The organism is Kribbella sp. NPDC020701 (assembly GCF_055562215.1).
Map to the genome: position 1 here is coordinate 138,325 of NZ_JBVHFT010000001.1, position 24,119 is coordinate 162,443.

At 68.9% G+C, this 24,119-nt stretch carries 25 protein-coding genes; 13 read left to right on the forward strand and 12 right to left on the reverse strand.

What is annotated here, in order from left to right; genetic code table 11:
• Window positions 1-45: 45 nt before the first annotated feature.
• Window positions 46-1,116 carry a glycoside hydrolase family 172 protein gene (locus ACZ3HV_RS00630; protein WP_465679588.1) on the forward strand — a complete coding sequence of 357 codons (1,071 nt, stop codon included), beginning with the start codon at window positions 46-48 and terminating at the stop codon, window positions 1,114-1,116.
• Here ACZ3HV_RS00630 and ACZ3HV_RS00635 read toward each other — a convergent pair.
• The 5 genes from ACZ3HV_RS00635 to thiO form a co-directional block, all read right to left on the reverse strand.
• Complete coding sequence (locus tag ACZ3HV_RS00635; protein ID WP_465679590.1) at window positions 1,113-2,330, reverse strand: glycoside hydrolase family 15 protein; 1,218 nt, start codon at window positions 2,328-2,330, stop codon at window positions 1,113-1,115. The two genes, ACZ3HV_RS00630 and ACZ3HV_RS00635, sit on opposite strands and share 4 nt — an antisense overlap.
• Before the next feature lie 18 nt (window positions 2,331-2,348).
• Window positions 2,349-3,239 (reverse strand): DMT family transporter, encoded by an 891-nt coding sequence (locus ACZ3HV_RS00640; protein WP_465679591.1) that lies wholly within the window; start codon window positions 3,237-3,239, stop codon window positions 2,349-2,351.
• A 34-nt stretch (window positions 3,240-3,273) separates the two neighbouring features.
• Window positions 3,274-5,223 (reverse strand): Stk1 family PASTA domain-containing Ser/Thr kinase, encoded by a 1,950-nt coding sequence (pknB, locus tag ACZ3HV_RS00645; protein WP_465679592.1) that lies wholly within the window; start codon window positions 5,221-5,223, stop codon window positions 3,274-3,276.
• Window positions 5,224-5,322: 99 nt separating this feature from the next.
• Window positions 5,323-6,273, reverse strand: a complete 951-nt coding sequence (locus ACZ3HV_RS00650) for a lytic transglycosylase (RefSeq protein WP_465679593.1) — start codon at window positions 6,271-6,273, stop codon at window positions 5,323-5,325.
• 160 nt (window positions 6,274-6,433) lie between these two features.
• Window positions 6,434-7,582, reverse strand: coding sequence for a glycine oxidase ThiO (gene thiO, locus ACZ3HV_RS00655; RefSeq protein WP_465679595.1), 1,149 nt, complete (start codon window positions 7,580-7,582; stop codon window positions 6,434-6,436).
• Between the two features lie 163 nt (window positions 7,583-7,745).
• Here thiO and thiE point away from each other — a divergent pair, with 163 nt between their 5' ends.
• The 3 genes from thiE (at window position 7,746) to ACZ3HV_RS00670 (ending at window position 9,371) form a co-directional block, all read left to right on the forward strand.
• Entirely contained in the window at window positions 7,746-8,393 is a 648-nt protein-coding gene (thiE, locus tag ACZ3HV_RS00660) for a thiamine phosphate synthase (protein WP_465679596.1), read from the forward strand.
• The gene (locus tag ACZ3HV_RS00665; RefSeq protein ID WP_465679597.1) at window positions 8,390-8,818 is read left to right on the forward strand and encodes a guanyl-specific ribonuclease; all 429 of its coding nucleotides are present in this window, start codon (window positions 8,390-8,392) and stop codon (window positions 8,816-8,818) included. The genes thiE and ACZ3HV_RS00665 overlap by 4 nt, the downstream gene beginning before the upstream one ends.
• Window positions 8,819-8,936: 118 nt before the next feature.
• Window positions 8,937-9,371 (forward strand): barstar family protein, encoded by a 435-nt coding sequence (locus tag ACZ3HV_RS00670; RefSeq protein ID WP_465679599.1) that lies wholly within the window; start codon window positions 8,937-8,939, stop codon window positions 9,369-9,371.
• On the opposite strand, the gene ACZ3HV_RS00675 is transcribed toward ACZ3HV_RS00670, so the two are convergent.
• The gene (locus ACZ3HV_RS00675; protein ID WP_360365749.1) at window positions 9,354-9,710 is read right to left on the reverse strand and encodes a DUF4180 domain-containing protein; all 357 of its coding nucleotides are present in this window, start codon (window positions 9,708-9,710) and stop codon (window positions 9,354-9,356) included. The genes ACZ3HV_RS00670 and ACZ3HV_RS00675 overlap by 18 nt on opposite strands.
• Window positions 9,711-9,786: 76 nt before the next feature.
• Here ACZ3HV_RS00675 and ACZ3HV_RS00680 point away from each other — a divergent pair, with 76 nt between their 5' ends.
• Entirely contained in the window at window positions 9,787-10,206 is a 420-nt protein-coding gene (locus tag ACZ3HV_RS00680; RefSeq protein WP_360365747.1) for a helix-turn-helix domain-containing protein, read from the forward strand.
• Here the strand turns inward: ACZ3HV_RS00680 and ACZ3HV_RS00685 are convergent.
• The gene (locus tag ACZ3HV_RS00685; RefSeq protein ID WP_465679600.1) at window positions 10,203-11,273 is read right to left on the reverse strand and encodes a polyprenyl synthetase family protein; all 1,071 of its coding nucleotides are present in this window, start codon (window positions 11,271-11,273) and stop codon (window positions 10,203-10,205) included. The genes ACZ3HV_RS00680 and ACZ3HV_RS00685 overlap by 4 nt on opposite strands.
• Before the next feature lie 57 nt (window positions 11,274-11,330).
• Here ACZ3HV_RS00685 and metF point away from each other — a divergent pair, with 57 nt between their 5' ends.
• Window positions 11,331-12,248 carry a methylenetetrahydrofolate reductase [NAD(P)H] gene (gene metF / locus ACZ3HV_RS00690; protein WP_465679602.1) on the forward strand — a complete coding sequence of 306 codons (918 nt, stop codon included), beginning with the start codon at window positions 11,331-11,333 and terminating at the stop codon, window positions 12,246-12,248.
• A 4-nt stretch (window positions 12,249-12,252) separates the two neighbouring features.
• On the forward strand, window positions 12,253-12,783 hold the full coding sequence (locus tag ACZ3HV_RS00695; RefSeq protein WP_360365741.1) for a SixA phosphatase family protein: 531 nt from the start codon (window positions 12,253-12,255) through the stop codon (window positions 12,781-12,783).
• A gap of 50 nt (window positions 12,784-12,833) precedes the next feature.
• Here the strand turns inward: ACZ3HV_RS00695 and ACZ3HV_RS00700 are convergent, their stop codons facing one another.
• The 3 genes from ACZ3HV_RS00700 to ACZ3HV_RS00710 form a co-directional block, all read right to left on the reverse strand.
• Window positions 12,834-15,038, reverse strand: coding sequence for a HelD family protein (locus ACZ3HV_RS00700; RefSeq protein WP_465679603.1), 2,205 nt, complete (start codon window positions 15,036-15,038; stop codon window positions 12,834-12,836).
• Between the two features lie 91 nt (window positions 15,039-15,129).
• Window positions 15,130-16,437, reverse strand: coding sequence for a phytoene desaturase family protein (locus tag ACZ3HV_RS00705; RefSeq protein ID WP_465679604.1), 1,308 nt, complete (start codon window positions 16,435-16,437; stop codon window positions 15,130-15,132).
• A complete protein-coding gene (locus tag ACZ3HV_RS00710; RefSeq protein ID WP_465679606.1) occupies window positions 16,437-17,048 on the reverse strand; it encodes a DUF4126 domain-containing protein in 612 nt (203 codons plus the stop codon). Before ACZ3HV_RS00710 ends, ACZ3HV_RS00705 begins: the two co-directional genes overlap by 1 nt.
• A gap of 172 nt (window positions 17,049-17,220) precedes the next feature.
• On the opposite strand from ACZ3HV_RS00710, the gene ACZ3HV_RS00715 reads away from it, so the two are divergent.
• Together ACZ3HV_RS00715 and ACZ3HV_RS00720 are read left to right on the forward strand one after the other, a co-directional pair.
• Complete coding sequence (locus tag ACZ3HV_RS00715; RefSeq protein ID WP_465679607.1) at window positions 17,221-19,143, forward strand: N-acetylmuramoyl-L-alanine amidase; 1,923 nt, start codon at window positions 17,221-17,223, stop codon at window positions 19,141-19,143.
• A 10-nt stretch (window positions 19,144-19,153) separates the two neighbouring features.
• On the forward strand, window positions 19,154-19,885 hold the full coding sequence (locus tag ACZ3HV_RS00720) for a nucleotidyltransferase domain-containing protein (RefSeq protein WP_465679608.1): 732 nt from the start codon (window positions 19,154-19,156) through the stop codon (window positions 19,883-19,885).
• On the opposite strand, the gene ACZ3HV_RS00725 is transcribed toward ACZ3HV_RS00720, so the two are convergent.
• Together ACZ3HV_RS00725 and ACZ3HV_RS00730 are read right to left on the reverse strand one after the other, a co-directional pair.
• Complete coding sequence (locus ACZ3HV_RS00725; RefSeq protein ID WP_465679609.1) at window positions 19,878-20,348, reverse strand: YbaK/EbsC family protein; 471 nt, start codon at window positions 20,346-20,348, stop codon at window positions 19,878-19,880. The two genes, ACZ3HV_RS00720 and ACZ3HV_RS00725, sit on opposite strands and share 8 nt — an antisense overlap.
• Window positions 20,349-20,358: 10 nt before the next feature.
• Window positions 20,359-20,907, reverse strand: a complete 549-nt coding sequence (locus ACZ3HV_RS00730; protein ID WP_465679611.1) for a DM13 domain-containing protein — start codon at window positions 20,905-20,907, stop codon at window positions 20,359-20,361.
• A gap of 361 nt (window positions 20,908-21,268) precedes the next feature.
• Here ACZ3HV_RS00730 and ACZ3HV_RS00735 point away from each other — a divergent pair, with 361 nt between their 5' ends.
• The 4 genes from ACZ3HV_RS00735 to ACZ3HV_RS00750 all read left to right on the forward strand — a co-directional run bounded on the left by ACZ3HV_RS00735 (window position 21,269) and on the right by ACZ3HV_RS00750 (window position 24,088).
• Window positions 21,269-21,841: a DUF6504 family protein gene (locus tag ACZ3HV_RS00735; RefSeq protein WP_465679612.1), complete on the forward strand. Its 573-nt coding sequence runs from the start codon at window positions 21,269-21,271 to the stop codon at window positions 21,839-21,841.
• Window positions 21,838-22,311 (forward strand): SAV_6107 family HEPN domain-containing protein, encoded by a 474-nt coding sequence (locus ACZ3HV_RS00740; RefSeq protein WP_360365723.1) that lies wholly within the window; start codon window positions 21,838-21,840, stop codon window positions 22,309-22,311. The genes ACZ3HV_RS00735 and ACZ3HV_RS00740 overlap by 4 nt, the downstream gene beginning before the upstream one ends.
• A gap of 110 nt (window positions 22,312-22,421) precedes the next feature.
• Window positions 22,422-22,676 (forward strand): hypothetical protein, encoded by a 255-nt coding sequence (locus ACZ3HV_RS00745; protein WP_465679614.1) that lies wholly within the window; start codon window positions 22,422-22,424, stop codon window positions 22,674-22,676.
• A gap of 200 nt (window positions 22,677-22,876) precedes the next feature.
• Entirely contained in the window at window positions 22,877-24,088 is a 1,212-nt protein-coding gene (locus tag ACZ3HV_RS00750) for a DUF480 domain-containing protein (protein WP_465679615.1), read from the forward strand.
• The last annotated feature ends 31 nt before the right edge of the window (window positions 24,089-24,119 follow it).

Consider the following 24,119-nt stretch of genomic DNA (forward strand, 5'->3'; position numbering starts at 1 on the left):
GCAATCGATTTCTCATGGACACGCCCCCGGCTTAAGGTCGCGGGTATGACTCTTGGGAATCTGTCCGGCATCAGCGCGCTCGCCGACGTCGAGTCGCGGTCCATCAGTCCGGAGAATCCGGCCGGCGAGCCTGGTCAGGGCGGGCGGCGGACCGAGGGGACCGGTGCGAAAGCGGCCCGGGATCTCGGTCAGGGCTGGAAGGTGTCGCCGTCGATCGAGATCGGCCCGGGGGAGACCGCCACGCTCGCCGACATCGCCGGCTCCGGCTGCATCACGCACATCTGGCTCACCACGCACGTCGACAACTGGCGGCGGCTCGTGCTGCGGACGTTCTGGGACGGCGACGAGGCTCCGGCGATCGAGGCGCCGGTCGGTGACTTCTTCTGCTCCGGCTGGGGCAAGTTCGCCCAGGTGAACTCGCTCCCGGTCGCGGTCAACCCGAACGGCGGCTTCAACAGCTACTGGGAGATGCCGTTCCAGACCCAGGCCACGGTGACGCTGGAGAACACCCGCGACGAGCCCGTGATCGTCTACTTCCAGGTGGACTACTGGCTGGGCGCCGTACCGGACAACTCGGCGTACCTGCACACGCAGTGGCGGCGGAGCAATCCGCTGCCGGCCAAGACCGTGCACACGCTGCTGGACGGTGTCGAAGGCCCGGGCCACTATGTCGGCACCTACATCGCGTGGGGCGTCAACAGCACCGGCTGGTGGGGTGAGGGCGAGATCAAGTTCTACCTCGACGGCGACGACGAGTTCCCGACCATCTGCGGCACCGGGACCGAGGACTACTTCGGTGGCGCGTGGAACTTCGACGTAGCCCACCTGGGCGGCTACACCGAGTTCAGTACGCCGTACCTCGGCATGCCGCAGGTGATCCGGCCGGACGGGCAGTATGCGAGCCAGCAGCGATTCGGGATGTACCGGTTCCACCTCCCAGACCCGGTCCGCTTCAAGGAGAAGCTCCGCGTCGACATCCAGGCCCTGGGCTGGCGCTCGGGCGGCCGCTACCTGCCGCTGCAGGACGACATCGCGTCGACCGCCTTCTTCTACTCGTCCAGGACCAGTACGAGGCGACCGGACGCGCCGACGCACGACGTGATGGAGATCTGCTAGCCGGGAGTCGGTAGCGCGTTCTGCAGAGCCGTGCCGGCGAGGACGACCAGGGCTGCGGTCCAGCTCAGCGGCGCCTCGCCGGCCGGCTCCAGGTCCCGATTGACCTTCTCGGGCAAGGCTCCGGTGCTGGTGCGATGGCGGTCGAGCCAGGTCAGCAAGTTGTCGGCGGTCGCGTGATCGCCTCGGGCCGCCGCACTCAGTGCGAACAATGCGGTCTGCGGTGTCCAGGAAACGCCGTCCGCACGCCAATCCTCACCAGGCGTCACGCCACCGTTCGGCTGGGTGAGTACGGCGAGCGCCCGGTCGATCGCCGTGGACACGACCGCCCGGGCCGGAGCGAACGGCGGGCCCAGGATCGTGACGATCGCGTCGGCGCCGGCGCCGAGCTGGATCGGGTCGACGCCGGGCTCCACGAAGCTCGTCGCTCGGCCCGGAGTGCGGGGATAGTCCGGCCCGAACACGCGATCAGTTGCCTGGGTCAACTTGTCGAGGGCGGACCGCCAGCGCGCGGCCTCGGCCTGCCGGTTCTGTTCGGTGGCCATCAGGACCGCGCAGCGGAGGCCGGTCAACAGTGGGGCGACGGTCCCGAGCGTCACCTGCGTCTCCGGCCGCTCCCAGTAGTCGGACGACGGCCCGGGCAGGCCGTCCGGGCCGAGCTCGGCGACGATCTGGTCGGCCGACTCGCGGACCAGCTCCCAGTACCTGCTGCCCGCCCGGCAGAACCAGGTTGCCCAGAGCACCCATCCGGAGCCGTCGAGCTGAGGCTGCCGGCCGTCGTCGACGAGCGCGCCGGTCTCGCTGTACCGGGCTTCCCACCGCCCCGTCGCCGGTCGCACGCGGTCGAGGAAGGACAGCACCTTGAGGGCTTCGTCGTACTGACCGATCGAACAGCGGGCCGCGGCGACGAACGACGCGTCTCGCGGCCACACGTACCGCCACGGGCCGTCCCAGCCCGCCAGCGTCGCGCCGCTCGGCAGGGTGAGGGCGTCGAGGTCGGCGAGGGCGTGGCCGATCAGGTCGTCGTACTGTTCGCCACCGCCACTCAGTGACGAGGCGGTGTGCTGCGCAGAGTGGCCGGGGACACCGTCCGCGACCAGTCGGGGCTGGGGGTTGCGGACCAGGTTGTTCGCCGCACCGGCGGCCAGGAACGCGAGCAGCACGACGATGACGACGGCCGGATACCACCGGCCGCGCCCCCCAGCGCTTTCCCGCATCGTCCCTCCCTGTCCCGCCTATTGTGCGAGGTGTTGCACCTCGGCCTCGAACTTGCGCCGCGGTGCGAGCTCCACCAGGTACATCGCCGACAGCACCAGTGCGCCACCGACCAGCATCCTCCACGTCACGCTCTCGGACCCGAACAGCACCGCGAAGGCCGACGCGAACACCGGTTCCATTGTCATCGCGATCGCCGCCCGCGTCGGGTTGAGGTGCGCCTGCGCCCAGGTCTGCACGATCAGCGCGAGCGCACCGGCGATCAGGGCCATGTAGATGACGCTGGCCCAGTCTGCACCGGAGCCCGGGACTGTGAACCCGCCGGGCAGCGCGCCGATCGCGCAGACCACGGTGATGACGAGCATCTGCAGGGACGAGAGACCGAAGGCGTTCTGCGGGGTGGACCAGGCGCCCAGACCGATGATGTGCAGCGCGTACAGGCCGGCCGACGCGAGTGTGAGCAGCTCGCCGGTGCCCATGCTGAGGCCCTGCAGGGACAGTACGCCGAGGCCGACCGTGGCGAGAATCACGGCGACCCAGGCCCAGCGGCCGATCTTGTGGCGCAGGATCACGGCGGCCAGCAGCGGGGTGAAGACGACGTACATGCCGGTGACGAAGCCCGACACGCTGGCCGATGTGTGCCGCAGGCCCTCGGTCTGGACCAGCTGGGCGACGCCGTAGGTGATGCCCAGGGCAGCGGCCCGGCCGCGGTCCAGGCGGCTCAGCCGGGAGATCGCCGGCGGGTGGACCAGGATGAGCGCGATCGAGGCGATCAGGAACCGCAACGCCAGGTAGTCGGCGACGTCCATCCTGGTGAGCAGGTCCTTGGTCAGGAAGAACGTCGATCCCCACGCCGCCGCCACCGCGAGCAGAGCGAGTACGGCGATGCGCGGGCGGTTCACGCCGGACATCTCATCAGACGTCCGGCGTAAGCACCAAAACGAGCTACAGGACTGTGATCGTGACAGTGCTGCCCGGTTGGGCCTTCTTGCCGGCCCCCGGGTTCTGCGCCGCGACGATGTTCAGCCCGAGGTTGAACGGTGCTTTCTCGACCTTCACGATGAAACCCGCGTCGGTGAGGATCTTCTGCGCGTCCGCGGTGCTCTTCTTCTTCACGTTCGGTACGTCGACCAGCGGCGGACCCTTCGACAGCACCAGCTGGACCTTGTCCTTGGCGAACAGCGTGCCGCTGTTGGGTGTCTGGCTGATCACATTGCCTTCGGGCACCTTCTCGTCGTACTGCTCGGAGCGGTCGACGACGAAACCGAGTTTGCGCAGGGCCTTGTTGGCGTCCTTGTAGCTCTTGCCGGTCATATCCGGGACGTTGATCGGCCGCTTGCCCTTGCTGACCGCGAAGTTGACCGCGCTGCCCGGCTTCACGACCGTGTTGAACCTCGGGCTGATCGCGAGCACCTTGCCCTGTGGCACGGTCTCGCTGTACTGCTCGTTGATCTGCCCGGTGTTCAGCTTGATCGGTGCGAGCGCCTGCTGCGCGGCATCCAGGTCCAGCCCGACCAGCTGCGGCACCCGGTAGCGCTCCGGGCCCTTGGAGACGGTGAGACCGATCTCACCCTTCTTCCGGATCCGATCACCCGGTGCGGGATCGGTCCCCATCACTTCACCCTTGGGGACGTCCTCGGAGAAGTTCTGATTGTCCAGCGTGGTCCGCAGACCCGACTCCTCGGCTTTTGCGGCCGCAACGGCGGGAGCCATGTTCACCAGGTCCGGCGTGGTCGTGTAGCGGTGGATGCCGTAGTACCAGGCCGCGGTGCCAATCCCGATGGCAGCAGCGAGGATGACGATCAACGCGATCGGCCCACGCCCACGCCGCTGTTGCGGAGGTGCTTTCGCCGGTGTTCCGGTCGGTCGGCCCTTCTCCACCGGTACGACGATCGTGTCGTGGCGCAGGGCGGGTTGTTCGGCCAACTGAGGGACTCCGCGCGTATAGCCGTCGTCGTACCCGCTGTCCTGCCGGATCTGCTGGATCGGCACGGTCAGGTCGCCAGTGAGCTCCGGGTCGTCCGGCAGCCCCTCATCGAGCGCACTGCGCACCCGGTGGACTTGACGGCTGAACACCCGCGCATCGGCCGGCCGCAGGTCCCGGTCCCGCGCGGTCGCGCGCTGCACGAGCGCATCGACGTACGGCGGGATGCCCTGCTGCTCCGACGACGGGGGAGGCACGTCGGCGTGGACATGTGCGTACGCGACCTGGATCGGGGTGTCACCGGAGTGCGGTTTGTTGCCGGTGAGCATCTCGTAGAGCAGGATGCCGGCCGAGTACACGTCCGAGCGGGCGTCGGCACTGCCGTCGATGACGAGCTCGGGTGCCAGATACGACACTGTGCCCATCAGGAGGCCCTGGGTGGCGGTATTTCCGGTCGCGCTGACCGCCCGGGCCAGACCGAAGTCGGCGACCTTCACCACGTTCTTGTCGGAGATCAGCACATTCTCAGGCTTGATGTCGCGGTGGACGATGCCCGCGTCGTGGGCGGCCGAGAGCGCGGACAGGATCGGCGCGAGCAGGTCGAGTGCCCGCGCGGGGGACAGCGGGGCCTGCTCGCGAATCACGTCACGCAGCGTGCGGCCCGGGATGTACTCCATCGCCAGGAACAAGGTTCCGTCGTCGTCACCCTGGTCGAAAACGGCCACCACGTTCGGGTGCGAGAGGCGGGCGGCGGCCCGGGCCTCGGCCACGAACCGGCGGGCGAACTGGGCGTCGTCACCGAGCCCGTCGTGCATCACCTTGAGCGCGACGGTCCGGTCCAACCGCATGTCGAGGGCCTGGTAGACGGTGGCCATGCCACCCCTGGCGACGCGCGCGCCGACGCGGTACCGTCCGTCGAGCACTCGCCCGACAAGGCGGTCGCTGACCTCCGTGTCCACGTCGTCCGTCACCTGCGGTGAGCCGCCTCTCCAAGCCGTTCTGCTCTGAGAGTGTAGATAACGCCTCAGCGTGACCGTGCCAGGCGCACCGCAACGGGGCTCACCGGCCGGTTACCGGAGTGGGTCCCAGCCGCGTTCCAGCTGAGCCTTGATCCGGAGCACGTTCTTCACATAGAGCTTCGTGTCCGGGTACATCCCGTTCTTCTTCACCCCGCCGAGGCCCTGGTAGTAGCCCGCCACCGCGATATCCAGCCGCGCGGCGCCAGTCAGGCGGCTCAGCAGCACCACGCCGGCGGTGACGTTGTCCTGCGGCTTGAGCAGGTCCAGATTCCGGCCGACGATGCTCGAGGTGAACTTGCCGGTCGACGGGATCACCTGCATCGCGCCGACCGCGTTGGCGGGGGAGACCACTCGCTGCTTCCAGCCGGACTCCTGCCAGCTCACCGCGAGCGCTAGCTCCGGGTCGACGCCGTACCGCTTCGAGGTGCTGGCGATCAGGCTGCGCATCTGGGCCCGGGTCGGCAGCTTGCGCTTCTTCAGCGCGGCGCGGTTGCGGTCGGCCTGCGCGACGATGTGGTCGGCGTACGTACGACCGGCGAAGGTGTTGTTCTTCTTGGCCGGCTTGGGCTTGGGCTTGATCTTGACCGGCACTTGCAAGGGCTTGCCGGCGTAGATGCGTGAGCTCGCGCGCAAGCCGTTGGCGGCGAGCAGGTTCGCCTGGGAGCACTTGAAGCGCTTGGCGATCTTGGTGATGGTGTCGCCGGGCTTCACGACGTACGTGACCCGGCCCAGCTGGGGGCGCTTGGCCGCGCTGGTGGTCTTCATGCCGGGGAGCTTGAGCACCTCGCCGGCGTAGATCGCGTTGCCGTTGCCGGGCAGGTTGTTCAGGGCAACCAGTGTCTTGACGCTGGTGCCGTAGCGGCTGGCGATGTGGCTGAGGGTGTCGCCGCTCTTCACCGTGTATGCGCCGAAGCCGGGCGAGCCGGCGGTGATCACCGCCGCGGTCAGCACCGGTACGGCGACTCCGGTCACTATTCGTACGACGTTACGCATCGCATCCATCTCCCCGTGTGAACGTCACTTGACCGTAAGTGTTGCTACGGATGTGACAACAGGGGTTGATGGGGTGCTTGTTACGCCTGTAACTCAATGTTTACAATTCAAGGCTGAACTACACGGATGTGGTTCACAAGCTGCCGTTGCTCACGGCAACCGGCAGGCCTCAGTGAGCGGACTGGCCGAACCGGCTGCCCAGGAAGGGCTTCCCCAGGTCGGGCAGGTCGCCGGTACGCACGGTGTCGGCCAGGATCTGTGCGGTGATCGGCGTCAGCAGTACGCCGTTGCGGTAGTGCCCTGTTGCCCACAGCAACCGATCCAGGCCGGACGGCCCGAGGATCGGCGCGTTGTCGGGAGTGGCGGGCCGGAGTCCGGCGATCGTCTCCACCAGTTCGAGCTCGTCCATCACCGGCAGTACGGTCCGGGCATCTCGCAGCAACGAGAACACCCCGCCTGCGAGCACTCGAGTGTCGTAGCCGAGCTCACTGGTGGTGGCGCCGACGACCAGTTCGCCACCCGGCCGCGGGACCAGGTACACCGAGAAGCCTCGCGCGGTCGCTCGTACGGTGTGCCGCAGCGCGGGCCGGTACGCCTCAGGCACTCGCAGTCGCAGCACCTCACCCTTGACGGGTCGCACTGGTGGCCGCAGCTCGTCGGGAACGCCTTCCAACTGCGATGACCACGGCCCAGCGGCACCGATCACGTGTCCGGCATGCACCGTGTCTCCGTTGTCCAGCAGTACGCCGACAGCCGTCGTACCGGAGGTGATCACGCGCCCCACGTGCTGGCGGATGAGCTGGACACCGGATAGGTCGATAGCCCGGAGGAGCGCCGCGACTGCTTGCCGGTTATCGACGGAGTGGTCATTCGGGACCCAGACGCCACCGGAGACCCCTGTGGCGAGCAAAGGCTCGCGTCGGCGGGCGTCGCGACCGGACAGCTCCTCGACCTCGAGTCCGAGCCGGCGCTGGTAGTCAGCAAGTCGACGGAGGGCTGCCGCGTCGTCGACGTCGTACGCGACCGACAGAGTGCCGGTCTGGTGCAGACCCGCCGACAGTCCGGTCAGCTCCTCCAGCTCTGCGGCGAAGGCCGGCCAGGCGTTGACGCCGGCCAGGTTGAGGGCCAGCAGGTCGTCCTCGCCGTACTCCACCTCGGTCACCGGGGCGAGCATGCCGGCGGCGACCCGGGAGGTCTGCGCGCCCGGCGTCGGGTCACATACCGTCACCTGGATACCGTCTGCAGCCAACCGCCAGGCGGTCGCCAGACCAATCAGCCCGGCGCCCACCACCACCACATCGGACGTGTGCTCGGTCATGGGGCCACCCGGTCTGGACTGAGGAGCGGAGGGAGCGCAGCGACCGGAGTGACGAGGGGAGACCGGGAGTCAAAGCCCCATGACCGCGCCGGCGCCGGAGGCCCGGCCATCAACAGAGCCATGCCGTAAGCCTACTTCTGGCGGGACATGGGAGGCTTTGGGTGTGACTGACTACACCGACCAGCTGGCCGACGCCCGCCTCTACCTGTGCACGGATGCGCGCGAGAAGCAGGGTGACCTCGAACAGTTCCTGGACGCCGCACTGGCCGGTGGCGTGGACATCGTGCAGCTTCGCCAGAAGGAGCTGGAGGCTGCGGACGAGCTGGCCGCGTTGGAGGTCTTCGCGGACGCCTGCAAGCGGCACGGCAAGCTGCTCGCGGTCAACGACCGGGCGGACATCGCCTTCGCCGCGGGTGCCGACGTACTGCATCTGGGCCAGCGGGACCTGCCCGTGCACGCTGCTCGGGCCATCACCGGTCCGGCGCCCATCATCGGTCGTTCGACGCACACGTTCAGCCAGGTGAACGCCGCGGTGGCCGAGCAGGGATCGGACTACTTCTGCGTCGGCCCGACCTGGGAGACGCCGACGAAGCCCGGCCGCCAGGCGGCCGGCCTGGAGCTGGTCTCGTACGCCGCGAGTCGCCAGCAATCGAAGCCATGGTTCGCGATCGGCGGTATCGATCTCGGCCGGCTGGACCAGGTGCTCGAGGCGGGTGCCACCCGGGTGGTCGTCGTTCGCGCGATCACGGACGCGGACGACCCGGCCGCGGCGGCCGCGGAGTTCAGCCGGCGGTTGCGGGAGGCCGGGTGATCAACAACCCGAAGACCGCGCGGATCGTCGCGATCGTGGTGATCGCCATGCTGGTGATCACGCTGGCGGCGTCGTTGTTCGGCTGTGCCGCTGCCAAGCCGGCGGCGACAACAACCGCCGGCGCCGATCCGGAGAGCGGTCTGAAGGTCGTCGCCGTCGCGGACCTGCCGAAGGAGGCACAGAACACGCTGAAGCTGATCGACCAGCGCGGACCGTATCCGTACAGCCGCGACGGAGTGGTGTTCGGCAACCTCGAGAAGCTCCTGCCGAAGCACGACCGCGGGTACTACCACGAGTACACGGTGAAGACGCCGGGCGAGAACGACCGTGGTGCCCGCCGGCTCGTGACCGGCAACGCCGGCGAGCGTTACTACACGGACGACCACTACAAGTCCTTCCGCCGAGTAGCGGGGGAGGCCCCGTGACCGTGTTTTTGGCCGGGCCTTCGGCGCCGGCAGGGTCATGGGGCTGGAACTCCCGGCCTTCCCTCGTCGCTCCGGTCGCTTCGCTCCCTCCGCTCCTCAGTCCAGGCCGGGAGGCCCCGTGACCGACCTGCGCACGCTGCTGACCAAAGGGCTGCGTCCGGGCGTCTATCGGTGGCAGTCCGACAGTACGACGGAGCAAGCGCGCCGTGATGTCGTCAGTGCGGGCTGGGACTTCGTACTGCTCGACACCACCGCGATCCACGACAAGACCGGGTTCCTCGATCTCTGTGCGACCGCCTTCGACCTGCCGCGGTGGTTCGGCCGGAACTGGGACGCACTGGCTGACTCACTCAGTGACCGCTCCACCGGCGAGCCGGAGATCGTCCTCTGGGCCGGTCTGCAGCATCTGCTCGAGCACGACCACGACACGGTTGACGTGGCCCTGCAGATCTTCACCGAAGACATCACGAACTCCGGCCAGCTCCGCGTCCTCGTCCACGAACCCACGGACGCCGAGACGCCGGGCTTGCTCAGCTCACTGCCCGTTCTGTAGCCGACCAGCCAGCGTGTCCAGGTCGGGCACGAACCACAGGTTCCGACCGCGGTTGGTCTCCCGGACCCAGTCCGCCAGGGACGTGCTCGTCGCGACCCTGTCCGCGATGTCCCCGACCACAGCCAGCCCCATCCGGTAGTCCACGAACTTCTGCGCGATCGCCCCGGCCCGCCCGGTCCGCAGCTCGAAGAAGTCGTCTCCGAGGTGCTCGGTGCGCAGGGCGACCCACTCCGCCTGGTGCTCGTAGTGCGCCGTCGCCATGAGCTGCACGGCGTCGCGATCGTCGCCCACCGGCGCTTCACTCACGAACACGCGCACCCCACTCAGCTCCTCAACCATGCCCATAAAGTACCCCAAAGTACCCTATCTGGCGATTTATAGGGAATTCTAAGGAAGCTGCCGTAGTCTGATCGGCATGCCCCAGGAGCTGTACTCGGTCGAGCAGGTGGCGAACCGGCTCGGTCTGCACGTCCGGACGATCCGGAACTACGTGCGTGACGGCCGACTCAAGGCCGTCCGGATCGGGAAGCAGTACCGGATCGCTCGCGAGGACCTGGAGGAGTTCACCGGCACCACCGTGGCCGCGCTCGAGGTGGACGAGACCGCACGGCACGTGGAGGCGTCGAGCATCGTGCACATCGACGCGATCGACCGGGCCGGCGCCGACCGGATCAGCACGCACGTGATCGGCTCACTCAACCAGAGCGGCATCGGCCGCCTCCGCGTCGAAACCGTCTACGACGAGGACCGCGCCGTACTCAAGGTCATCATCCTCGGCGACCTGGCCCCCACCGCCGAACTCCTCCGCCTCATCGACATGATGACGGCGCCCTAGAGCTGCCTGGAGGTAGCTGCAATCGCTAGGTCGGCCAGGGCTTTTCGGGCGGTGTCGTCGGCGAGGGGGGCGCGGTCGAGGGCGTCGAGGGCGTCTTCGGTGCGTTCGGTGATCAGGTCCTCGCAGGCCTGGACCGCGCGGGAGTCCTGCAGGATCTCGCGGAGCAATTGGATCTCGTCGTCATCCAGATCCGGCCGCCCGAACAACCGATCGAATTCGGCCAGCTGGACCTCCGACGCGTGATCGACCGCGTACGCGACGAGCACCGTCCGCTTGCCCTCACGAAGATCGTCACCGGCCGGCTTCCCGGTCAGCGCGGGATCGCCGAACACCCCGAGCAGATCGTCGCGCAGCTGGAACGCCTCACCGACCGGCAGTCCGTACGCCGACAACGACTCGACCAACCGTTGATCCGCCCCGGCCAACGCCGCGCCGACGTGCAGCGGCCGCTCGACCGTGTACGTCGCCGACTTGTACCGCAGGACGCGCAGGGCCAGGTCCATCTCGGACTCACCACTCGCCTGCGCGACCAGATCGAGGTACTGCCCGGCCGTCACCTCGACCCGGACCGCGTCGAAGAACCGCGATGCCCGAGCCAGTGCGGCCGCGTCGAAGCCGGAGGTGTGCAGTAGCTCGTCCGCCCAGATCAGGCAGAGATCGCCGAGCAGGATGGCCGCACCGATCCCGAAGCTGACCGGATCGCCACCGCGGCCGGACGCCTCCGAGCGCGCCCGCTGCAGGGCCTCGAACCGGCGATGGGCAGCCGGTGCGCCCCGGCGTACGTCGGAGGAGTCCATCACGTCGTCGTGCACCAGCGCGCTGACGTGCAGCATCTCCAGGCTGGCCGCGGCCTTGAGGATCGGCTGTACCGGATCACCGCCGGCGGCCCGGAAACCCCAGTAGCAGAAGGACGGCCGCAGTCGCTTGCCGCCGCTGGTCGCGTCTCGCGCGGCCTGCACCTGCTCGGTCAGCTCCGGCCCGATCGCCGCGAGTCGCTGCTCCTGCAGGTCGAGGAAACCGGTCAGTGCGCGCTGAACCTCGGCCGGGATGTCCACATCGGCATACACGTCTCGGAGCGTAGTCGGTACGAGCGCAGCGGTGGACACCGCGGGTAACCTGTCGCCATGGCGAACGGACTTCCCTCGACGCTTCCCGGCAACACGCCGATGATCCGCGAGCTCCTGGCCTCCGGGAGTCGGTCGTTCTCGTTCGAGTTCTTCCCACCGAAGACGCCCGAGGCCGAGGAGGTGCTGTGGCGTTCGATCCGGGAGATCGAGCAGCTGCACCCGACCTTCGTCTCGATCACGTACGGCGCCGGCGGGACGACCCGGGACGGGACGATCCGGGTCACCGAGCGGGTCGCGCAGGACACGTCGCTCACGCCGCTCGGCCACCTGACCTGTGTCGCGCACTCGCGAGACGAGCTGCGGTCGGTGATCGGTGCTTACGCGGGGTCCGGCGTACGCAACATGCTGGCGCTGCGCGGTGACCCGCCGGGCGGTCCGAACCAGCCGTGGGTCGCGCACCCCGAGGGACTGAACCACGCGATCGAGCTGGTCGAGCTGATCCGGTCGCTCGGCGACTTCTGCGTCGGTGTGGCGGCGTTCCCGGACAAGCACCCGGAGGCGACGTCGCTGGAGGAGGACGCGCAGGTGCTCGCGGCGAAGGCCGCGGCCGGCGCCGACTACGCGATCACGCAGATGTTCTTCGGTGCCGACGACTACTTCCGGCTGGTCGAGCGGGCTGCCGCGCTGGGCTGCGACATCCCGGTGCTGCCCGGCATCATGCCGGTCACCAACATCAAGCAGATCCAGCGGATGGCCGAGCTGACCGGGATGGCGCTGCCGACCGCGGTCACCGACCGGCTGCTCGCGGTCGAGGACGAGCCGGCCGCGGTCCGCGAGGTCGGCATCGAGATCGCCACCGAGCTGTCCGAAGCGTTGCTGGCCGGAGGAGCCCCCGGCATCCACTTCATCACTCTGAACAGGTCCACGGCGACCCGTCAGGTCTTCCTGAACCTGAGGTCGTCGGTCGTATCCTGACCTGATGGCTGACCCGTCGGATCTGCTCATCGACCGTACGCTCGTCCTGCTTCGGCACGCCAAGTCGGTGCCGCCCGAGACGATGGAGGACTTCGAACGCCCGCTGGCCGACCGCGGCCGCGCCGACGCCCAGGCGGCCGGTCGCTATCTCGTTGCCCAGGGCATCGAAGCTGACCTGGTCCTGTGCTCGCCGTCGAAGCGCACCCGGGAGACCTGGAAGTGCGCCACTCAGGGCGGGGCGACGGCGACCGACGTCTGGTACGACCGGCGCATCTACAACGCCGACACCGACGAGCTCTTGGACGTCATCCACGAGGCCCCGGCCGAGGTCCGCACGGTGATCATGATCGGCCACGGACCGGGCATCCCGTGGCTCGCCGACGAGCTCGCCCTGGACGGCACCAGCCCCGAGCGCACCGAGCTCACCCGGAAGTACCCGACCTCGGGCCTCGCCGTCCTCCACCTCACCTGCCGCTGGGCAGACCTCGGCCCCAACGACGCCGACCTCGTCTCGTACGTCGTACCCCGCGGTTAAGGTCGTGTCTGACGGTCCCCCGCCTACTGCGCGGGACCATCAGACACGACCTAAGGCAACCAGTTGGTGGTGCTGTTGACCGTGATCAGGCGCTGGGTCGCGCGGGTCAGGACGACGTACAACGCTCGGACGCCGCCCAGGGTGTCGGTGACGATGCGGTCGGGTTCGACCACTACGACGGCGTCGTACTCGAGGCCCTTGGAGTCCAGTGGGCTGACCGCGACGACGCGGGGGTCGCCGAGCTCGGCCAGGACCGGGTCGACGATCGGGCGCAGCTTCGGCGGCACGATCACGCCGACGGTGCCCTCGACCAGCTGGAGCAGCTCGACCGCCGCGTCGCCCGCGGCCTCGGCGACCTTGCCGTCGTCGACGATCCGGTGCTCGGGTTCGACGCCCGTACTTCGGACCGCGTTGGGCAGATCCGCGTCCGGGAGGGTCCGGCGGATCACCTCGCCGGCGAACGCGTAGATCTCGGCCGAGTTCCGGTAGTTGGTGGACAGCCGGAACGAGTGCCGCTGGAGGTGCGACAGCATCGAGTCCATCGCCGCGCGGGCCTCGTCCGGATCGGGCCACGAGCTCTGGGCGGGGTCGCCGACGACAGTCCAGCTTGCCTGCGGGCCGCGCCGAGTCACCATCCGCCACTGCATGGGGGAGAGGTCCTGTGCCTCGTCCACCAGCACGTGCGCGTACTCCTCCGGCTCCTCGGCCTCACGGGCCGCTGCGGCCCTCGCTCGGCGCTCAGAGGTGGTGAGCACCTCGTTGACGCCGTCGGACAGGCCCTCCAGCCAGTCGAACTCGTCGTCCTTGGCCTCCGTGATCGGTGCACGCCCCAGGAACGCACTCAGCTCGTCCAGCAACGCCACGTCGGCAATGGTGAACTCGTCCGTGCTGCGGATCGCCCTGGCGAGTGCATCGACCTCTCTGGGGGTCAGCTCGTTCCGTGCCCAGCGCTGCAACCGACGTGGGTCACCGAGCCAGCGCAGCACGGCCTCTGGCGTCAGCACCGGCCACCACTGGCTGAAGAACGTCCTGAACGCCGGCGTGTCGGTCACCCGGTCGCCAAACGCCTCACGGTCGCCGTAGACCCCGGTCCGCAGGTCTTCCGGGAACCGCTGCCACAGTGCGGCAACCAGACCCTTGCGAGCCTCGGCAGCGGCCTTGTTGCGAGGCGTCCGGCGCAGAGCGTTCCGGCGTACGTTGTCGAGCTGGTTGGCATCCACCTCGATCGTGGCGCCGCCGATGAACACCCGCAGGGTGGTCGGAGCGGTCGGCACGCGGTCGCGCGCGGCCCGCAACAGTACGCCGCGCATCCGCAGCGAGCCCTTGACCGCGGCTACGTCGGCCTCGTCGACCGCAGTGGCCTTGATGCCGTCCACCAGCTCGCCCACTGCCCGCAGGGACACGGTGTTCTCGCCGAGGCTCGGCAGTACGCGCTCGATGTAGGCCATGAACGCGGCGGACGGCCCGACGACCAGGACGCCGCCACGCTCGAACCGCCTGCGATCGCTATAGAGCAGGTACGCCGCCCGGTGCAGAGCGACCACCGTCTTGCCAGTACCCGGTCCGCCGCCGATGACGGTGACACCACGGGCCGGCGCCCGGATCGCCTCGTCCTGCTCGGCCTGGATCGTGGCCACGATGTCGCGCATCGTGTGACCGCGAGCCCGTGACAGGGACGCCATCAGCGCGCCTTCGCCCATCACGGGCAGGTCCTCGGGCGCACGCTCCGGCGCCAGCAGGTCGTCCTCGAGCCCGACGATCCGCGGGCCCTTGTTGCGCAACACCCGACGCCGGACGACCTTCAGCCGGTCCGTCGAGGTGGCGCGGTAGAACGGCTCGGCCGCCGGTGCGCGCCAGTCGATCACCAGCGGTTCGTACTCCGCGTCCCGGACACCGATGCGGCCGACGTACAACCTCTCGAGGTCCGCTGCGGCCTCGGCGGCCGGCTCGTCGTCACCATGGTCGGAGTCGAGCCGGCCGAAGACCAGGCCTTCGTGCTCGGCGTCCAGCTCAGCGATCCGGCGGGCCGCGGCGAACACCAGCACGTCGCGCTCGTACAGGCCGGTCTGCTCTTCCTCGCGGACCCGGCCGACGTTCTGCGCCTGTGCGCGCTGGTGCCCTTCGACGGCGATACGTGACGCCGATCGGGCGGCCTCCGCGACCCGGTCGTACACCCGGTCGACATGTTGTTGCTCAGCCGCCAGCTCAGCCCGCTCGACGTTCTCATGATCGGCCGGCGTGGGGGTTTGATCCACCGAGGTCCTCTCTACTGCCGGGCACCTTCCCGACACGGAACACAGGAACGATCAATCTTAGTGCGCCTGGTAACTCAACCCCAGACCGGTCTCAGGCCTTCCCGATGGCGTCGGCCACGATCGCGGCGCCGAGCGTCGTCGCGGGGACGCCGGAACCGGGGTGAGCCCCCGCGCCGACGCAGTACAGGCCCTTGATCGGGGACACGTTGGACGCGCGGCGGCGCGCGGTCCGGTAGCCCTCCCAGGCCACACCGGCCCACCAGGACGGCGACGTCTGCCGCGACACCACCTTGTCCCGGACAGGCAGTCCACGCGCGACCAGCAGGTCCAGTACGTCGTTTGTCGGGTAGCCGTGGACCAGTACGGACCACGCCTGGTGCCCGGCCGGTGCCAGTCCACCGGTCCTGACGACGACTGTCGGCGTACCGTGCAGCACTGTCTCGAACGGCAGGCTCGGCACCGGCTCCTGGAGTCCCAGGTGTACGACGTACGCCGCCTGCGCCTGGTGTGTCGCCTGGATCCGCTTACGCACCTTCTTGGCCGCGGGGTCATCCACGAGGTGCTCATAGAGCTCACGCGGGTCGATGTCACTCACGACGATGTCCGCGGGCAACTCTGTCCCGTCGGCCAGCCGTATGCCGGTCACACTGCCATCGGCTGTGGTGACTGCGACCACCTCGGCGCCGGTGTGGACGGTGACCTTCCGCTCGCTCGCCCGCTGCACCAGAGCGTCCGCCAAGGCGCCGAAACCGCCTTCAATCGTCCAGCGGCCGAACGTGCGCTCCAGGTACGACCAGACACCGACGTACCCGGGGGTGAGCTTCGCGTCGGATCCACTTTGAGCGGCGAAATGCCGCAGTACGGCGCGAGCTCTGTCGTCGGTCAGCTCGCGCTGCGCGACCTTCTCGAGCGACTGCCAGGGCTTGAGCGACCGGATGGTCTTGAGCGGCAGCTTGTCCTGCAGCGGTGGTTCGAGCGACGTCTTCCGCAGGATCTGCCAGGTCTCGCTGTACCCGTCGACCAGGGCAGTCCACCGCTCCGCAGCGGTCTCGCCGATCAGATCGGTCCAGGCCTCCTGCTGTGCACCGCGATCACTGATCGGCAGGTCGAGCACCGAGCCGTCACCGAACATGTGCCGTCGTGGCTCGGTCACTGGCTCCAGCAGGACCAGACTCTCGATCGGGCGACCGCTCTTGCGGAACAGGTCCCGCAGTGCGGCCGGAAGCGTCGTACTGGCTGCTCCGGCGTCCCAGGTGAACCCGTCCGCCTCGACCCGGCCAAGCACACCGCCAAGGTGCTCGTCTCGCTCGCAGATGGTGACCTGGTGGCCGAGCTTGGCCAGGCGGACTGCACTGGCGAGACCGGCCAGGCCGGACCCGATGACGATCACGGTGGCCATCAGACTGCACTGATCCCCGTCGCCGGGTCGCGCCGTTTCTCCCGCCACGCCTTGAACCGGAGGTAGCCACGCCGGATGAAGCGGAACGCGAAGTACACCCCGATCAGGCCGAGGAACAGCAGGATGCCGGCGATGATCAGCGCGGCCTCCGGATGGAACGCGGCCAGCGACACCACGCCGACGACGGCGATGTCCTCGGCGGACGACGCGGCGATGTTGGTGGCCGGCTCGGGGGAGGTATTGATCGCCAGTCGCAGGCTCGATTTCACCGAGTGCGGGAGCAGGGCGACCAGTCCGCCGGTGGTCGCGATGACGGCCTGGTGCAGCGTGGTCGCCTCACCGGCCAGCATCGCGGCCAGGATCGCGCCGATGGTCGGGCGGATCACCGTCGAGATCGCGTCCCACGCGGAGTCGACATACGGAATCTTGTCCGCGACGAACTCGAACGCGAAGAGAACACCCGCTGCGATCAGTACGGGTGTCGTGGTCAGTGCGGCCGGTACGTCGTCGGCCCCGGCGAAGCGGCCGAGCAGACCGAGAATCAGCACGCAGGCATAGGCATTGATGCCACTGGCCCAGCCCGTCGTGAACGCCAACGGCAACGCTTCCATCGTCGTGCTCCGTAACCCTCAGTCGCCGTCGCGTGCGCGGCATGGTTTCGTCAGTATCGAACCCTTCGTGGTGAGTTTTGGTTAACCGTTGACATCCGGCTCGCCTCGACTCACAGTGACTAGGCTGCCAGTCTTTGTGACCGGCACCCGCCCTTGGGTTCAGGAGAACAACATGCTGCGTCGTCCGAAGATTCTCGCCGCACTGGCTGCGGTAGCGCTGCCCATCACCATGACCGGCGTGTCGTCGGGAGGTCCGCCCGCCGCCGCGGCACCTCCGCCGGCACCGGCCGCCGTCGCGGCTACGGCGTACAGCGCGGCCGCTGCGAAGTACGGCGTACCGGAGTCCGTCCTGCTGGCAGTGTCGTACGCGGAGTCCCGCTGGGACGACCACGGTGGCGCGCCGAGTACGTCAGGCGGCTACGGCCCGATGCACCTCACCGCGCTCGGCGCGTCGGAGGTCGCGGACCTGTCCGGCAAGCAGAAGGTCGCCACCGCCGACTCACTGCAGACGCTGGACAAGGCCGCCAAGTTGACCGGCCTCGACGCGTCCGCGCTGCGCACCGACACGACCGCCAACATCAACGGTGGTGCCGCGGTGCTGGCGTCGTACCAGAAGTCCCTCGGCCTGCCGGTCGGCGCCGAGACCTCTCCGGCCGAGTGGTACGGCGCAGTGGCGTCGTACGCCGAGGCCGGGGACAAGGTGGCCGCGGCCGGCTTCGCCGACGACGTCTACTCGATCATGGCCCGCGGTGCGGCCCGTACGACGAACACCGGCCAGCAGGTCGTGATGCCTGCCGTCGCGGTCACGCCGGACAAGGCCCAGGTCAGCAAGCTGTCGCTGCCCGCGGGCGTGCAGCCGTCCACCTCCAATGTGGAGTGCCCGCCGTCGCTGGGTTGCGAGTGGCTGCCGGCGCCGTACTCGGAGTTCGGTACGGCCGGTGACTACGGCAACCATGACCTCGCGAACCGGCCGAAGACCGGGAAGATCGACTACATCGTCATCCACGACACCGAGGGCACCTGGCAGGGTGTGCTGAACCTGGTGCAGGACCCGACGTACGTGAGCTGGCAGTACACGATGCGGTCGTCCGACGGCCACACGTGGCAGCACGTGAAGGCGAACGACGTCGCCTGGCACGCCGGCAACTGGTACGTGAACATGCACAGCATCGGCATCGAGCACGAGGGCTTCGCGCCTCAGGGTGCGACCTGGTTCACCGAGTCGCTGTACCGCAACTCGGCCAAGCTGGTGAAGTACCTGGCCGCCAAGAACAACATCCCGCTCGACCGGGCGCACATCATCGGCCACGACCAGGTGCCGGGCACGGTCCCGTCGACGGTGCGCGGCATGCACTGGGACCCGGGACCGTACTGGGACTGGGAGCACTACTTCGACCTGCTGGGCGCGCCGATCTACGGGCACAACGTCTTCCCGGTGAAGGCCGGCTCGATCGTGACCATCAAGCCCGGCTTCCAGGGCAACGTGCAGGTAGTCAACAACTGCGACGCTCCGGGCACTCCGTGCACGCCGCAGGGCACCAACTTCGTCTACCTGCGCCAGGCGCCGGACGACAACGCTCCGCTGGTCAAGGACATCGGACTGCACCCGGACGGGAGCGATGGCACCACTGACGTCTCCGACATGGGTTCACGGGCCGCTGCGGGCTCGCAGTACGTCGTAGCGCAGCGTCAAGGGGACTGGGTTGCGGTCTGGTACCTGGGCGCGATGGGCTGGTTCAAGAGCCCGGCCAGCACTCCGGATGCGTTCGCCAAGCCGGGTCTCGTGGTGAAGCCGAAGGCGGGCAAGGCCTCGGTGCCGGTGTACGGGCGTGCCTACCCCGAGCAGGCGGCGTACCCGGCGAACATCCCGTACCAGACGGTCACGCCCCTGCAGTACTCGATCGGCGCGGGCCAGGCGTACCCGGTCAGCGACCTGGACATCGAGACGGACTACTACCGCGCCGTGACGTTCGCGGAGCAGCCGCCGGCCGACCATGTCCAGGTGATCGGCAAGGACCGGTACTACCAGATCTGGTTCGGACACCGCATGGCGTACGTACGCGCCGCCGACGTGGACGTCCGCCCCGCCATCTAGATTGGCCGTTGTGATCAACGAAGCCGTCCAGCAACTGCTGGACGGCTTCGTCACATCTGTACGCCAGGTCGCTGCGGTCGAGGCGGTCTGGCTGCACGGATCACTGGCGCTGGGGGACTACCAGTTGGGGCGAAGTGACCTGGATGTCGTCGCGGTGGTCTCGTCGCCTCCATCGCCTGCTGTTGCGGAGGTGCATCGGCAGTTGATCGCAGCCTCGCCGCTGGCCGCCAAACTGCACTGCTCCTACATGGTGGCCGGCCAGCTCGCCGACCCGTCGATCAGGCATGTGACCTTCGCCCAGGAGCGGTACTTCGACCGTCCGGTGACGCCGGTGACCCGTCGAGAGCTCGCCTTGAGCAACGTTGCGCTCTACGGCCCGCCGCCGTTGTCATTGCTACCGGCAACCAGCGATGACGAGCTCTTCGCCTTCATCCGGCGCGACTTACGCGACTTCTGGCTGCCGGTGACCCGCAAGCGGACTCCCTGGTACGCCGACATCTGGGTCGATCTGAGCCTGCTCACCTTGGCTCGCGCCCATGTCGCCCTCACAACCGGCGTCCTCATCACCAAACGAGCCGCACTTGATGTCCTCGCATCTCTTGGCGCCCCGCCCGCGGTGATCGCGGACATCACCCAGCGCCGCTACGGCGCCCCACGCCGCACGTGGCCATGGTGGCGCCACCGCCGTGGTGTCCTGACGCGGCGGTTCCTCCGGACGGCGATCCCGTCGGTGCTCAGTTGACGGTGATCGGGGTGCCGTTGGTGAGGCTGAGCAGTTCGGCGTACGTGGTGGGGAAGACCGAGTGCGGGATACCGGCGGCTGCCCAGACGACGGCGTACTGCTCGAGGGTGGTGTCGGCGTACGTCGGGACCTGGCCGGGGTGACCGACCGGGGCGACGCCGCCGATCGACTGACCGGTGTGGTCCTTGACGAACTCCGGGGTGGCGCGGCGGAGCTTGCCGATTCCGAGCTCGGCGGCGACCTTCGCGGTGTCGACGCGGTGCGCACCTGACGTCAGGATCAGCACCGGGGTGCCGTCGCCGTCGAAGATCAGGCTGTTCGCGATCGCGCCGACCTCGCACCCGAGCTCGGCCGCCGCGGCCGCGGCCGTCGGGACCGCCTCGTCGAGGATGACGATCTCACCGGTGGCGCCGGCCGCGCGGAGTGCGTCGGCCACCTTCTGCACGTTGGGATGACTGCTCACCCTTGGCACCTTATGCGAGCCGAGCGGCACCGAACGACACGTCAAATCGATCGCACCAGATCACTACACTGCGGAAGTCCTCGAGCTTCACGTCGGTGGGGATCGGGTAGTTCTGGTTGCCGTGGTTGCCCTTCAGGCTGCCGAGACTGCGGTACTGCCCGTCGTCGAACACATGCCATCCCGCCCTGCCGGCGACCGTCCTGGCGTCACTCAGCCACACCTTGAGGTCGGGGCCATCGGAGGTGTCCAGGTTTTCCAGGCGGAGCACGCGGGTGCCGTCCGGCAGTTCCAGTACTGCGACTGTGCCGGAGGTCTCGTGTTCGTGCGTGATCAGCTTCCCGGTCAGGAGGATCTGCGGAGCTGCTGATCGCCGTACGGAAACTGTCGGTGGCGTCGTCGACGATGAGTGCGTGGAGATCGGAGCAGCGCCGGGGAGTGCCTCGTCGACGACTTTGTCGGTGACGAGCCGCCACGGCTGGAAGAGCGGCAACGCGACCGCGGTGACCACGACGGCCACCGCCGCCGCGGCGATCACCGCTGCCCGCCATCGCTTCGCCATCGTTCCCTCCATTGCTCGCGTGTCACCAGTCTGCGGGCTCTCGCGGTCGCGGGACGGCGCGCCGGGCTTACGGGCCGTTGACGATTGTCGGCGGGCGACGATACGCTTCCAGTGTTCGAACAGATGTTCGATTACCTCAGATCCGGTTTCGTCGGGAGGCCGGGCTGAGGTGCGGCGGACAGCTGGACGGCTCCGGTGCGGAGTTGCGGCCGCATCGGAAACCGGTGGTCCCGGCGGGCCGCGCACCGGGGTGGACCTCGACCCCCACCTCGTGCCGACCCGCCGGGCCTCCGACCCAGCCGTCAATCAGGGACTAGCGCTCGATCAAGTGCGGTCGTTCGTACACAGGAGGCGATGGAGCATGTGGGAGTTCGACGAGGCCGTCGAAGTGCACTCGGTGGTTGTGGACGGCACCGAGACCCCGGACCAGTTCCTCTGGCGCGGCCGCCTGTGGCGCGTCTGCTCCGTCCAGTCCCACTGGACCGAAACCGCCGCCTGGTGGGAACGCGGCATCATCGGCGCCGGCCTGACGTACGACGGCCACGCCGACCACTGGACCCACGCCGAGCGAGCCCACATCACCGCTCCGGCTCGCGGCGCCGCCCACTCCGGTCGCCCGCTCGCGGCTGCGTCGGCGAGCCCCCGTTCCCTCGCCGACTGTGTCGCCGCGCTCGCTCCCGGCGGGAGTGCGGCGCTCGCGCCCGCCGGGAGCGCCACCGCGGAGTTGTGCGCGGACACGGCAGGCGGGGAGCCGGCTCGTGGGCTGTCGGGGAGTCCGGCGGCAGTCGGCGTACTGGATGCGGACTGGGGACCGCGGCGCTCGGTGTACCGGGTGGAGGCGGGGTGTGGCCGGCACGGTCGGCAAGAGCTGTTCGATCTCGCGCATGACCCGGACTCCGGCCGCTGGCAACTGGAAAGGGTGACGGACCGATGACAGTTTCACCGGTTTCCCCGGCGGCTGCGGGCGCGGCGAGCCGGGAGCTGTCCCGGGCGCGGGCCGCGCTGGCCGAGGCGATGGAGACGAGCGACCACCTGATCCGCTACTCGAGCGCCCACGTCGCGGGGCTCCGGGTCGCGGCCGCGGTCCTCGCCGTCCGCGCCCGCCCGGTCCGCTCAGGCAGCCGCCGGCGGGTCCAGCGCAACGCGTGGGTGCTGCTGGCCGAGGTCGCGCCGGAGTTCGGCGAGTGGGCCACGTTCTTCGCCGCCGGCGCCTCCCAGCGCGCAGCGGCCGAGGCGGGTCTGGAGCGTGCCGTCACGACCCGCGAGGCCGACGACCTGGTCCGAGCCGTCGACACCTTCTACACCCAGGTAGAAGCCAGCCTTCGCCTCTCCACCACCCCCGCCCTCACCGCCACCACCGACCCCCAGTCCGTCCTCACCCAACCCTGGATGCAAGCCAGCTAACCCAGCCGGCGGACACCCACCCCGCATGCCAGCCGATCCCAGCGGCACGTAGGACACCAACCCCCGGACGCAAGTCAGCTGACCCAGTCGGCGAGCAGGAGACCCACCCCGTGACAGAACTCCCCAGAGGCATCGGCAAAGACCTGTGTGGTCGGGTCCACGCCATCACCGGCGCCGAGTGCTACCTCCCCGACACCCACTACCCACGCCCCCACCACTCCCTGACCGAAGAGTCCTGGCACGACGGACTCTGCACCACCTGCGCCGGCTCCGGCACCCAAGCCGACACCCCTTGCCCGAGCTGCAACGGCACCGCCTTCGAACCCCTCACCCCCACAGACCCAACCACCCCCCACCCCGGCTAGCCCACCCGGCTCCCCGGCCTGTCCACCTGCGCGGGCACCCGGCTGCCCCGCCCAGGTTCTTGCTCCTCGCGCGGCCTCGGCTCCGTCGGCGGGTGAGCTGTGCGTACGCGAGCCAGCCGCGTGCTGCGGCATCCAACCGGGTGTTCGGTGGCTGGTTTCTTCTTGGCTGGGTGGGCCTGGGGGGCTTTAGGGTCTGGAGGGTGAGTGAACTTCCTGTGCTTGGGGCTGAGGATCAGCGGGTGCTGGGCAGCTTGATGGAGAAGCAGGCGACGGTGCCGGCGTCGTACCCCCTCACCGCCAACGCGTTGCGGACGGCGTGTAATCAGGCGAGCAACCGGGACCCCGTCGTCGAGTACGACCAAGCGACGGTCGAGCAGACGGCGCGGTCGCTCCGGGATCGGGAGCTGGTCCGGATTGTGTGGGTGGACACGGGTCGGCGAACCCTGAAGTACCACCAGATCCTCGACGAGCGGCTCGGGCTCGAGGCCGACGAGCGGGCGTTGCTGACGGTGTTGCTGCTGCGGGGTGAGCAGGCGCCGGGGGAATTGCGTACGCGGACCGAGCGGCTGCACACGTTCGCCGACCGGTCTGATGTCGAGGCTTGTCTGCGTCGGATGGCGGCGCGACCCGAGCCACTGGTGCGTGAGCTCGAACGGCGGGTTGGGCAGCATGACCGGCGTTGGGTGCACCTCCTCGGGCCGGTGCCGGAGGTAGCCGCGCAGGTTGCCGCCGAGACGGTCGACAGGGACGCGGTGATCGCCGACGGGACGGATTCGCGTGATGCTCGGGTGCGGTCGTCGTACGACGCCGTCGCCACGACGTACGCCGATCAGTTGGTGGATGAGCTCGACGGGCTGCCGTTCGAGACGTGGCTGCTGGACCGGGTGGTTGCGCACGCCGCCGGACGTCCGGTGGTGGAGGTCGGCTCGGGGCCGGGGCACGTCACCGCGTACCTGGCCGATCACGGCGCCGATGCCACCGGGATCGACTTCTCGCCCGAGATGGTGGCCGAGGCTCGCCGGCGCTTTCCCGATCGGACCTTCGAAGTTGGAGACCTGCGGCGGCTCGGTCGTCCGCCGACGAGCTCTGGCTGGTCAGCCGTCCTGGCGTGGTACTCCCTGATCCACCTGGCCGCGTCCGAGCTCGCAGACGCCGTCGCGGCCCTGGTTCGCCCGCTCGATCCAGGCGGGTGGCTCGTCCTCGGTCTGCACGCTGGGGCAGAGATTCGCCACGTCGATTCGTTCTTCGGCCAAGAGGTCGACCTCGACTTCGTTCTGTACGACGCCGCCTCCGTGGTCGGAGCCGTCGAAGCCGCGGGTCTCGTCGACGTCGAGTGGTATCTCCGCGGCCCCATCGCCACCAGGCAAGAAACGACCCAACGCCTGTACGTCGTCGCCCGCACCGCGCCCTGATCGCAAAATAGGTTGGACATCGCTTTCCTGC

Bases quoted from the DNA above. Each gene is read 5' to 3' on its own strand.
- ACZ3HV_RS00635 (WP_465679590.1), bottom strand. From the start codon at position 2,330: ATGCGGGAAAGCGCTGGGGGGCGCGGCCGGTGGTATCCGGCCGTCGTC.
- ACZ3HV_RS00630 (WP_465679588.1), top strand. From the start codon at position 46: ATGACTCTTGGGAATCTGTCCGGCATCAGCGCGCTCGCCGACGTCGAG.
- thiO (WP_465679595.1), bottom strand. From the start codon at position 7,582: ATGACCGAGCACACGTCCGATGTGGTGGTGGTGGGCGCCGGGCTGATT.
- ACZ3HV_RS00715 (WP_465679607.1), top strand. From the start codon at position 17,221: ATGCTGCGTCGTCCGAAGATTCTCGCCGCACTGGCTGCGGTAGCGCTG.
- ACZ3HV_RS00740 (WP_360365723.1), top strand. From the start codon at position 21,838: ATGACAGTTTCACCGGTTTCCCCGGCGGCTGCGGGCGCGGCGAGCCGG.
- ACZ3HV_RS00680 (WP_360365747.1), top strand. From the start codon at position 9,787: ATGCCCCAGGAGCTGTACTCGGTCGAGCAGGTGGCGAACCGGCTCGGT.
- ACZ3HV_RS00640 (WP_465679591.1), bottom strand. From the start codon at position 3,239: ATGTCCGGCGTGAACCGCCCGCGCATCGCCGTACTCGCTCTGCTCGCG.
- ACZ3HV_RS00650 (WP_465679593.1), bottom strand. From the start codon at position 6,273: ATGGATGCGATGCGTAACGTCGTACGAATAGTGACCGGAGTCGCCGTA.
- ACZ3HV_RS00695 (WP_360365741.1), top strand. From the start codon at position 12,253: ATGGCTGACCCGTCGGATCTGCTCATCGACCGTACGCTCGTCCTGCTT.
- ACZ3HV_RS00705 (WP_465679604.1), bottom strand. From the start codon at position 16,437: ATGGCCACCGTGATCGTCATCGGGTCCGGCCTGGCCGGTCTCGCCAGT.
- ACZ3HV_RS00675 (WP_360365749.1), bottom strand. From the start codon at position 9,710: ATGGTTGAGGAGCTGAGTGGGGTGCGCGTGTTCGTGAGTGAAGCGCCG.
- ACZ3HV_RS00730 (WP_465679611.1), bottom strand. From the start codon at position 20,907: ATGGCGAAGCGATGGCGGGCAGCGGTGATCGCCGCGGCGGCGGTGGCC.
- ACZ3HV_RS00735 (WP_465679612.1), top strand. From the start codon at position 21,269: ATGTGGGAGTTCGACGAGGCCGTCGAAGTGCACTCGGTGGTTGTGGAC.
- ACZ3HV_RS00710 (WP_465679606.1), bottom strand. From the start codon at position 17,048: ATGGAAGCGTTGCCGTTGGCGTTCACGACGGGCTGGGCCAGTGGCATC.
- metF (WP_465679602.1), top strand. From the start codon at position 11,331: ATGGCGAACGGACTTCCCTCGACGCTTCCCGGCAACACGCCGATGATC.